The sequence below is a fragment of the Oerskovia gallyi genome, from assembly GCF_014836745.1.
Taxonomy (GTDB): Bacteria; Actinomycetota; Actinomycetes; order Actinomycetales; family Cellulomonadaceae; genus Oerskovia; species Oerskovia paurometabola.
Window position 1 is genome coordinate 40,435 of the sequence record NZ_JACSQE010000003.1, and the last position, 9,640, is coordinate 50,074.

At 75.0% G+C, this 9,640-nt stretch carries 10 protein-coding genes; 4 read left to right on the plus strand and 6 right to left on the minus strand.

Translation table 11 applies throughout. From position 1 onward, the window contains the following. Positions 1 to 48 precede the first annotated feature (48 nt). The 4 genes from H9640_RS04355 to H9640_RS04370 all read left to right on the plus strand — a co-directional run bounded on the left by H9640_RS04355 (position 49) and on the right by H9640_RS04370 (position 3,958). A complete protein-coding gene (locus H9640_RS04355) occupies positions 49 to 786 on the plus strand; it encodes an HD domain-containing protein (protein WP_191789515.1) in 738 nt (245 codons plus the stop codon). A gap of 209 nt (positions 787 to 995) precedes the next feature. Next, entirely contained in the window at positions 996 to 1,286 is a 291-nt protein-coding gene (locus H9640_RS04360; protein WP_191789516.1) for a WXG100 family type VII secretion target, read from the plus strand. Positions 1,287 to 1,358: 72 nt separating this feature from the next. Then, positions 1,359 to 2,960: an outer membrane protein assembly factor BamB family protein gene (locus tag H9640_RS04365; protein ID WP_191789517.1), complete on the plus strand. Its 1,602-nt coding sequence runs from the start codon at positions 1,359 to 1,361 to the stop codon at positions 2,958 to 2,960. A 20-nt stretch (positions 2,961 to 2,980) separates the two neighbouring features. Continuing rightward, the gene (locus H9640_RS04370) at positions 2,981 to 3,958 is read left to right on the plus strand and encodes a 4'-phosphopantetheinyl transferase family protein (protein ID WP_191789518.1); all 978 of its coding nucleotides are present in this window, start codon (positions 2,981 to 2,983) and stop codon (positions 3,956 to 3,958) included. 16 nt (positions 3,959 to 3,974) lie between these two features. Here H9640_RS04370 and H9640_RS04375 read toward each other — a convergent pair whose 3' ends face one another. From H9640_RS04375 to H9640_RS04400, 6 genes are read right to left on the minus strand one after another with little or no spacing between them, the layout of a single operon-like run. Beyond that, positions 3,975 to 5,132 (minus strand): FecCD family ABC transporter permease, encoded by a 1,158-nt coding sequence (locus H9640_RS04375; protein WP_191789519.1) that lies wholly within the window; start codon positions 5,130 to 5,132, stop codon positions 3,975 to 3,977. Next, the gene (locus tag H9640_RS04380; RefSeq protein WP_318243639.1) at positions 5,129 to 6,169 is read right to left on the minus strand and encodes a FecCD family ABC transporter permease; all 1,041 of its coding nucleotides are present in this window, start codon (positions 6,167 to 6,169) and stop codon (positions 5,129 to 5,131) included. Before H9640_RS04380 ends, H9640_RS04375 begins: the two co-directional genes overlap by 4 nt. Further along, the gene (locus H9640_RS04385; protein WP_191789520.1) at positions 6,166 to 7,161 is read right to left on the minus strand and encodes a thioesterase II family protein; all 996 of its coding nucleotides are present in this window, start codon (positions 7,159 to 7,161) and stop codon (positions 6,166 to 6,168) included. The genes H9640_RS04380 and H9640_RS04385 overlap by 4 nt, the downstream gene beginning before the upstream one ends. Then, on the minus strand, positions 7,154 to 8,050 hold the full coding sequence (locus tag H9640_RS04390) for a siderophore-interacting protein (RefSeq protein ID WP_191789521.1): 897 nt from the start codon (positions 8,048 to 8,050) through the stop codon (positions 7,154 to 7,156). Before H9640_RS04390 ends, H9640_RS04385 begins: the two co-directional genes overlap by 8 nt. Then, a complete protein-coding gene (entS, locus tag H9640_RS04395) occupies positions 8,047 to 9,396 on the minus strand; it encodes an enterobactin transporter EntS (protein WP_191789522.1) in 1,350 nt (449 codons plus the stop codon). Before entS ends, H9640_RS04390 begins: the two co-directional genes overlap by 4 nt. Next, positions 9,393 to 9,638 (minus strand): MbtH family protein, encoded by a 246-nt coding sequence (locus H9640_RS04400; RefSeq protein ID WP_191789523.1) that lies wholly within the window; start codon positions 9,636 to 9,638, stop codon positions 9,393 to 9,395. The genes entS and H9640_RS04400 overlap by 4 nt, the downstream gene beginning before the upstream one ends. Positions 9,639 to 9,640 lie beyond the last annotated feature (2 nt).

Below are 9,640 nucleotides of genomic sequence, written 5' to 3' on the forward strand. Positions count from 1 at the left end.
CCGCGCTCGACGACGCATCCTGTTCCCGCATCGAAGAAGGCTGATCTCATGGGCGTCACCACCTCTGACGCACCGCAGTGGTTGCTCACCTCCTGGACCCGTAGCTGCAAGGGCGCCGGGGCGAGCGCCCCCACCGAGGAGATCCTCGCCGTCGGCGAAGGGCTCCTCGAGCGCTGGAACCAGCCCGACCGCCACTTCCACAACCTGCGTCACCTCGCCGACGTCCTCGGACGTGTCGACGAGCTCGCGGAGGAGACGCACGACGCCGACGTGGTCCGCCTCGCGGCCTGGTACCACGGCGCGATCTTCGACGCGGCCCGCAAGGCCGCTTACGCCAACAAGGGGGGCGAGGACACGAGCGCGAGCGCGGCGCTCGCGTTCGAGCAGCTCTCGGGCCTGGGCGTGCCGGAGAAGGCGTGCCGACGCGTCGAGTTCCTCGTCAACGCCCTCGTGCGCCACGCGCCGGACCCCGCGGACTTCGACTGTGCCGTGCTGTGCGACGCGGACCTCGCGATGCTCGCGGCCGAGCCCCAGCGGTACAAGGAGTACCTGAAGGACGTGCGCGACGAGTACGCGCACATCCCGCTCGCGGACTACCTGCGGGCACGCACCGCGATCATCACCAAGCTGCTCGAGCGTCGTTCGCTGTTCTCGAGCCCGCTCGGTGCCGCGTGGGAGGAGCCCGCGCGCCAGAACCTGGACGCCGAGCTGCAGCGCCTGCGCAAGGAGCAGAAGAAGCTCGAGGCATCGGCCCCTCCCGCGCTGGTCGCACCCTCTCCGTCCTGAGCTGCCCTGAGGTGTCAGCGGCGGTCGCGCGCTGCTGCTGGGCGGCGAGCCGTGCACAGGCACGCGTCCTGACTCCGCTCCCACAGGCCACGGGACGTCCCCTGCCCGACGGCGCCGTTCAGCTCTAGCGTCCTGCTCACCCGGTCGCGCACTGCGCCCGGGGCGGGGCGCGACCGGTGCCCCGCAGGCTCGGTGAGAGGCAGGACGGCATGAGCAGGTACGAGGTCGACAGTGCGCGGGTCGCGCAGGCGAGCGCCGCGGTCGGAGGGTCGGTGACGGCCATCCGTGCCGAGGTCGGGGCCATGCTGCGCAACCTCCAGGACCTCCAGGCGAGCTGGCAGGGCGGTGCCGCGACCGCGTTCGCGGGCGTCATGGCCGAGTGGCAGGGCGCCCAGGTGCACGTCGAGACCGCGCTCGACTCGATCACGACCGCGCTGGGCTCCGCCGCCCAGACGTACGCGGACGCCGAGGCCCAGGCCGCACGGCTGTTCCTGCGCTGACCAGCCTCTTCCTTCGGTGGCGGGCCGCGGTGGTGCTCGTGGCGCGCTGCCGGGGCCGCTAGGCTCCGCTCCATGCGCCGCCGCCAGTCCGCCGCCTCTCGCACGGTGTCCTTCGAGGTCGTCGAGGACCTGGACGACGTTCTCTCGGCGCCGCCAGGTCCGGCCGAGAGTGCGGAGGCTGCCGGGTCCGACGAGTCGGCCGTCGCCACGGGCGGCGCGTCCGGTGCTGACGGCTCCCGTGACGACCTGGGCGACGGGGACCCCGGGGCAGGGGGCGGCGCGCCGTCGGGCAGGAAGCGTTGGAGCCCGTGGGCCGCTGCTGCCGGTGTCCTTGCCCTCGTGGCCGGCGGGCTCGCGGTCGGCGGCCAGATCGAGGAGCGGCGCACGCAGTCGCGCCTCGTCGTGAGCGAGGGCGGAGTGCTGCCCTTCACGGGACCGCCGCAGGAGATCTGGTCGAGGGACGTGGCCGATCAGGTCTGGACGCCCTGGGGCGGGCTGCTCCTCGGCCGCGACGCCAGCGGTAGCGACGAGACCGTCACCGCCGTCGACGTCCTGACCGGGCAGGACGTGTGGGAGGCGACGGTCGGGCCCCAGGCGATCTGCGGTCGGAGCAGCTTCTGGCAGCCGTTCGCCGTGGACGACGGTCCCCTCCTGTGCCTGTCCGGCGCCCTGGAGGTCATGACGGTCACGGCCCTGGACCCGGACGGGCGGGTCACGGGGCGCAGGGACCTCGGCACGGTCGACGAGGCGTCGGGCTACGCCGTCGGGCCCGGCAGCACGGTCGTGACGGTCCGTCGCGACGGCCCCGTCGGCCCGCCGGTCGGCCGGCGCGAGGTCTGGACCGAGAACGGGTCCCCGACGTTCGTCGACGTACCCGGAGGGCGAGGCGTCGTCGTGACCCTGGAGGACGCGCTCTCCGGGGACGTGCTCTGGGAGAACCGGGTCCCGTTCGTCGCGCCGGACGAGGTCTGGGAGTGCCAGGGGCGCGGGACCGAGCCCGTGCTGGCGCTCGACCAGGTGACCACCTGGACGACCGGCTACGTCGTCCAGGTCGACGGCTGCGGTATCAGTGCCTCGTTCGACGCCGGCGGTGCCCGCCTGGACGACCCGGCAGCCCCGGAAGACCAGGTCGAGCCGTTGACGGCGACAGCCGTGAACAGGTTCGACCAGACGACCACGCACACGACCGTGCTGGACCGAACGGGCTCCCCGGCGTGGGACGTCACCGGGCAGATCCTTCGCCCGTCCACGACCGACGGGACAGGTGAGAGCACGGTCTTCGTCGACGTCCTGGGCGGCCTGGCGGCCTTCACGCCCGAGGGCAAGGAGCTCTGGGACGTCTCGGCGTACGCGAGCAGGATGTACGTGCACACGAACGCCGTCATCGTCGTCGACGACGGCGCGAACGGCCTGACCGCGCTCGACCCGAGCACGGGCCGCAGGCTGTGGACCGTACCCGGAGAGGACTCGATCTACCCGTTCGGTGTCGCGACCGACGGGTCCCAGCTGGTCGTCGTCGCCCACGGTTCCGACGGGGCGCCCCGGACCTCGGGACACGACCTGGCGACGGGTGACGTGCTGTGGACTCTCGAGGAATCGCCGGGCCAGGGCCTGATCGGCTACCACGGTGCGCTGCTCCGCCTCTCCGAGGACTCCGTGGGCAGGGTCGGGTGACCCCGCCCCGACGACCTGGGGTGCCAGGTCTGCCGACGTCCCACCTCACCGCGAGCGTCACGGTCTGGTGCGCCCCTCCGACCTCGAGCCTGCCGGGCCAGGAGGCCTGGCTGTCGGCCGACGAGGCGTCCAAGGCGTCGAGGTTCCGCCGGGCGGTCGATCGCGACCGGTTCGTCACGGGACGGCTCCTGATCCGGGCCGTCCTCGGGGAGCGACTCCACCGGGCTCCCGAGGACGTCGACATCCGGCTCGGGGCGCGCAAGGGCGCGACGCCCGGCCGACCGTACGTCGACCCAGGGCCGTCGTTCTCGATCGCGCACGCCGGATCCTGGGTGCTCGTCGCCGTCGTCGATCCGGCGGCGGGGCCGTCTCTGCCCGGGACCGCTGCCACGGCGGTTCCGGGGGCCGGGCGGGACGTCGGGGCGGGGGTGGACGTCGGCGTGGACGTCGAGTCCACGGCCCCTGCGCGCGCCCACCTCACCGAGCTGCTCGACGCCGTCCCCCCGGGCGAGCGCCCGGCCCACGGATGGGACGCCGAGTCGTTCACCCGGTCCTGGGTCCGCCGCGAGGCCGTCCTCAAGGCGGTCGGCACAGGGCTCCTCGCACCGCGCGACGACCTCCTCCTGTCCCCCGCGGACCGGCCGGCCGGAGTCGTGTGCAGCGGAGGGCTTCTCCCCGCTCCCGGCCTTCTCGTCGTGCAGGACCTCGAGCTCCCGGTGGCGAGGCCGTCCCCCTCGGCAGACCAGGACGTCACCCTCGGCGGTCGGGAGCGTCACCCTCGGCGGTCGGGAGCGTCACCGTCGGCGGACGGGGACCGGGGCGCAGGTGCGGGTGCGGACCGGGGCGCAGGCGCCGGCGAGGGCGCGACCTACCTCGCCGCCGTCGCGCTCCGCTCGGAGCGTGGCCCCGCCGCGCTCGGGAGCGTCCGGGTGGCCGACGGGGCCACGCTCCTCGCCCGGCACGGCGTCACCGCGCGGACCGTGCTCGACCTGCCCTGAACCCTGCGCTCAGCGCTCAGCGCTCCTTGCTCTCGCGCACGAGCAGCCACAGCAGGAACGGCGCACCGATCGCCGAGGTCACGACCCCCACCGGCAGGTCCACGGGCAGCGAACGTGCTCCGAGATCCGCAGCGAGCACCACGCACGCCCCCACGAGCCCTGCACCGAGAGGCGGCGGTCCCTGTGCCGCGAGCGCCCGCCACGCGATCTGGGGCGCGACGAACGCGACGAACGGGACGGGCCCGGCCGCCGCCGTCGCCGCAGCCGCCAGGACCACGGCCAGGGCGATCTGGAGCAGCTGAGCCGCCGCGCGCCGGACGCCCAGCCCCACGATCACGCGCGAGTCGAAGCGCAGGATCGCGAGCCACCGGGTCGAGAGCGCGCTGACCACGACGGTGACCGCGACGACCGCCGCGACGGGCCCCACGACCTCGAAGCTCGCGCGGTTGAGGCTCCCGGTCATCCAGATGAGGGCCGCGTTGAGGTCGGGCAGCTCGGCGCGCACCAGCATCCACGACGTGATCGCCGACGCCCCGGCGTTGACCCCGAGCCCGACGAGCACCAGACGGTACCCCTCGATCCCGCCGCGCCACGCGAGCAGGCACACGAGAGACGTCGCGACGAACCCTCCGACGACCGCGACGACCGGCAGACCGGCCGTGACGAGGAGGCCGCTCACGGTCCCGGTGCCCGCCAGCACGATCGCCGCGACGGCTGCGGCCGTCGCACCCGCCGTGACCCCCAGGATGTCGGGGCTCGCGAGCGGGTTGCGGGCCACGGACTGCGTGATCGCCCCGGCCGCGCCCAGCGCGAAGCCCACGACGATCGCGGTCGCGGCCCGTGGCGCACGCAGGCCCAGGATCACGAACCTGTCGGCCGGGTCCCCGGCGCCGAGCAGGGTCCGCACCACGTCCCCCGCGGGCAGCACGTACTCGCCGACCATGATCGACGCGACGAGCAGGACGAGCAGCAGGACCACGAGCCCTGCCCCGACCAGCACCTGTCGACGGCTGCCAGGGTGGCGGCGCAGCGGCCGGAGGGCGCGTCGGAGCGTGAGGCGCCGTCCCGTGGGGGCCGGGTCGTCGGTGCCGGGCCGGTGGCCTCCCCGGCCCGGTTCTGTCGGCTCGTCGGTCGGCCTGCTCCCCGGGGCGTTCCCCGGCAGGGTGGTGGTCACGATCGGTCTCCCAGGTAGCCACGGGCGAGGACGACGAACAACGGCGCACCGACGAGCGCGATGACGATGCCGACCTGGATCTCCGAGGTCGCGGGGGCGAGGCGCCCGACGACGTCGGCTCCCAGGACCAGGACGGCCCCGCACAGCCCGGCGACCGGGACGCGCCACGCGGGTCCCCCGAGGCCGAGCCGCGTCGCGGCGTGCGCGGCCGCGAGGCCGACGAACGCGATCGACCCGCACGCGGCCGTCGCGGCCCCGGCCAGCAGCGTGACGGCCAGCAGCCCTACGGCCCGGTCTCGCACGACGTGCCGTCCGAGGGCCACACCGAGCTGGTCGCCCATCTCGAGCGCCCCGAGGGCCGGCGCGTTGACGACCGCGAGCAGCAGCCCGAGCAGGAGGAACGGGGCGACGGTCCAGATGACCTCGGGCCCGCGGCCCACGAGCGACCCGATGCTCCAGAACCGGAAGACGTCCATGGTCGTGCGGTCGAGCAGCAGGACGCCCGACGTGATCGACGCGAGCAGCGCCGTGACGACCGACCCCGTCAGGACGAGCGTGACGCCCGGCGCGAGCAGGCGGATGCGCTGCGAGAGCACCACGACGATCCCCCCGGCGCACAGCGCGCCGACGAGCGCGAAGCCGACTGCCCCCGACGGGCTCGTGACACCCGCGTGGATCGCGAGCACCACGGCGCACGCCGCGCCCGACGTCACCCCGAGCAGCCCGGGGTCGGCCAGCGGGTTGCGGGTGTGCGCCTGCGTGAGCGCACCGGCCACGCCGAGCGCGACCCCGACGAGCAGCCCCAGGATCGTGCGCGGCACGCGCATGTCCCACACGACGGCCGAGGCCTCGCTCGTGCCCGGCTCGCGCAGCACCGCGAGCACGTCGAGCAACGGCACGGGCTGCGACCCGAACGCGATGCTCGCGGCCACCGCGACCAGCAGCGCGAGCGCGAGCGCGGCACCCCCCAGGGGCACCCGGCTCCCAAGCCGTCGCACCGTGCGGACCGCGACGGCCGGGGTGTCCGTGCCGCTCACGACGCCGTTCCTGCCGTGACGCCCTCGAGCCGCCGCAGGTCCGCGGCGACGATCTCGCGCGACCACACCCACCGTTCCTCGGCGGTGGGACGTGCGACCTGGTCGGCGTACGTGCCCGCCGCGACGGCCGTCAGCGCGACCCGCAGCGCCTCGACGACCTCCGGGGCGCGGTCGCCCACGAAGAAGTGCCCGCCCTCGACGACCCGCCGTCGGACGCCCGCCCGGGCGCGCTCCGCCCACGGCGCGACGGCCTCGGGGGGCGACGCGACGTCGTCGGACCCGGCGAGCAGCAGGAGCGGCACCGTGATCTCCACGGGTTCCCCCGCCCCGGCGGTCCCGAGCGAGTCGTGGACCGCGAGGTCCGCGCGCAGGACCCGCGCGTGCAGCGCGAAGAACTCGGCGTCGGCGAGCAGCTCGGGCGGCGTGCCGCCCAGCGCGGTGATCCACGCCCGCAGCGCGGAGTCGTCGCGTGCCGTGAGCGTCCCCGGCCCGACGACGTCGCTCCCGTCCCCGTCCCGGCCACCGGACCGCGCCAGGTCGGCACGTGCCGCGCGACCCGAGACCACGAGCAGGTCCGGGGCCCGCCCCGGCCCGAGGCCGGCCGCGACGCGTACGGCGACCGACGCTCCGAGGCTGTGCCCGAGCAGGACCGTGGGGACGTCGTCGGCGAGGAGCGCCCGCACGGGACCTGCGACGTCCGCGAGGAGGTCGGTCATGGTCTGCACGGGAGGCTCTGCGAACCGGGTCTCGCGGCCCGGGTACTGCACGGCGACGACCTCGGGGGCCGAGGCGAACGGCGCCGACGACCCCCTGGGGCTCCCAGGGTCCCCGCCGACCACCCGGTCGAGGGTGAGGACGAGCCGCCGGTAGTAGCTCGCGGCACCGCCCGCGTGCGGGCACACCACGACGCGCCACGTCGCCCCCGGGGGCGAGGCCAGGACGCGCAGCGCCGGGTGGTCGCGGCGCGGTGCGGGATTCGCCACGTCAGTCACGAGGGGACTCGTCGGCCTCGGACGCGGGGCCGGTCTCGTCGGTGTCGTCGTCGTGGTGGTCGTGGTCCGCGACGCCCTTGCGCCAGTACCCGTCGACGTCGAAGTTGTCGCGGCCCAGCCCCACCTCGTTCTTGAGGTAGCGGCGCAGCGGCTTGATCGAGAGCGACTCCCCCGCGACCCACACGAACCCGTTGCCGGGCGGCAGCTCGGTGCCGCGCACCGCGTCGGCGAGCAGCGCCGTCGTGCCCGGTGCGCGGTCCTCGCGGAAGAGCCACGTGACGTCGACGGCCGCGGCCGACGCGAGCGGCAGCACGTCGCCCTCGTCCTGGACCTCGACGAAGACCGTGACGGGAACCTCGGGGCGCAGCTCTTCGAGCCAGCGCGCAGCCGCGGGCAGGGCCGTCTCGTCGATCGCGAAGACGTACCAGTCGAACACGTCGTTCACCAGGAACGAGCCGCGCGGGCCGAGGACACCGACCAGGTCGCCGACCTGGGCCCGCCCCGCCCACCTCCCGGCGATCCCGTGCTCGTGCACCACGAGGTCGATGTCGAGCGTGCGACCCTCCCGGTCGAAGGAGCGCACCGTGTAGTCGCGGCTCGTGAGGTGGCGGCCGCCGACCCAGCGGTCGTCGACCACCTGCGGCATCTCTGGGGTGCCGCCGGGCTCGGTCGGCAGGAAGATCTTGACGTGGTCCTCGGGGGCCGCGGTCACGAAGTCCGCGAGGTCCTCGCCCGTGAGGCGGACCCGGACCATGCGTGCCGCGATCTGCTCGACGGCCGAGACCGTCAGCAGCCGGGGGCGGAGCGGGTGGGTCAGGAGGGTCACCTGCTCGACGGGGTCCGCCGTGGCCTGCTCGGTCGTGTCGAGCCTGGTCGTGGTGCTGGTCATGCGTTCTCTCCTCGGGTGGTGCCGACGATCGCGTCGACAGGCTGGGGGGAAGGTTCGGGGTGGTCGAGGACCGGGTCGGGCTCGGTGACCGCGCGGCGCAGCCCGGGGACCGCGAGCGCGACGAGGCCCGTGGCGACGGCCGCGAGCGCCCCGCCCACGGCGATCGCACCGCCCGCGCCGAGGGCCCGTGCGACGAGGGTCAGCAGCGGGCCGCCGAGCGCGTCGCCCGCGGTGCCCTGCGCGGTCCACAGCGCGCTCACGCGGCCCCGCAGGTGGTCGGGTGTGCGCTCGTAGAGCAGCGTGAACCGCAGGATCTCGCCCAGGACGTCGCCCGCGCCGACCAGGGTCATGGCGACGACCGCGAGCACGACCGACTGCGACAGGCCGAGCATCGCGACCCCGGCACCCGAGGCCGCGAACACGATCAGCAGGACGCGGCCCGTGCGCCGGACGCGCCCGGTCCACCCGCTCGTGAGCGTCGCGACGAGCGCGCCGACGGCCGGCGCGCTGAAGAGCAGCCCCACGACCTCCGGCCCGGCGCCGAGCTGCTTGTCGACCAGCTCGGGGATCAGGACGTGCGGGGACGCGAACAGGATCTGGACGAAGCCCAGCAGGATGATGCCGCCGATCACGCGGTCGGTCGCGACGAAGCGCAGCCCCTCGACCAGGTCGTCCCACGGGCGCGGCGCTCGGCCGCCGGGCACGCCGGGCACGCCGGGCTCTACCTCGCCCGGCGGCAAGGACGGGAGGCGCACCAGGAAGCCCAGGCTCACGACGCTCGCCACGACCACGACCCCGAACACGAGGCTCGACCCGCCGTGCGCGATCGCGATCCCCGCGACGAGCGGGGACACCACCGCGCCCAGGTCGAGCGAGATCGCCTGGAGCGCCGCGACCGCGGGAAGCTGGCCGCGCGGCACGAGCGACGGCACCGCGGCCGCGAGCGCGACCACGCTGAAGCCGCCCGCCAGGCCGTCCCACGCCGCGACGACGTAGATCGCCGTGAGCGAGGGCGACTCCGCGAGCGAGTTCACGAGGAGCGCGGCGAAGCCCACGATCGCGGCCGAGCGCGACCACAGGACGACGCGCCGCCGGTCCGTGCGGTCGGCGACGACGCCCGCGACGAGGGTCCCCGCGAACGCCGCGACGCCCAGGGTCGTGTTGACGCCCGCGACGTGCAGGGACGTACCCGTGAGGGCGTAGACCTGCACAGGCAGCGCCACGGCGAGCATGCCGAGCCCCAGCAGGGACACGACGCGCCCGGCGAAGAGCAGGCGGAAGCTACGGCTCGCGCGCAGCGGGGTCAGGTCCAGGGCGAGCGCGGAGAGGAAGGCCGGGGCGCTCACGTCGCCGTCGTCGAGGTCCGGGGCCCCGAGGGAGCGGAGGCGTCGAGCGCGCGACGCAGGCTCGCGGGGCGCAGGTCCGTCCAGTGCGCGTCGACGTACGCGAGCGCGACCGCCCGCGTCGACGCTCCCAGCACGACGTCCCACCCGGGCGGCACGGCCGCGAACTCGGGCCACAGGGAGTGCTGCTGCTCGTCGTTGACGAGCACCAGGAAGGTGCCCTCGGAGTCGTCGAAGGGGTTCATGG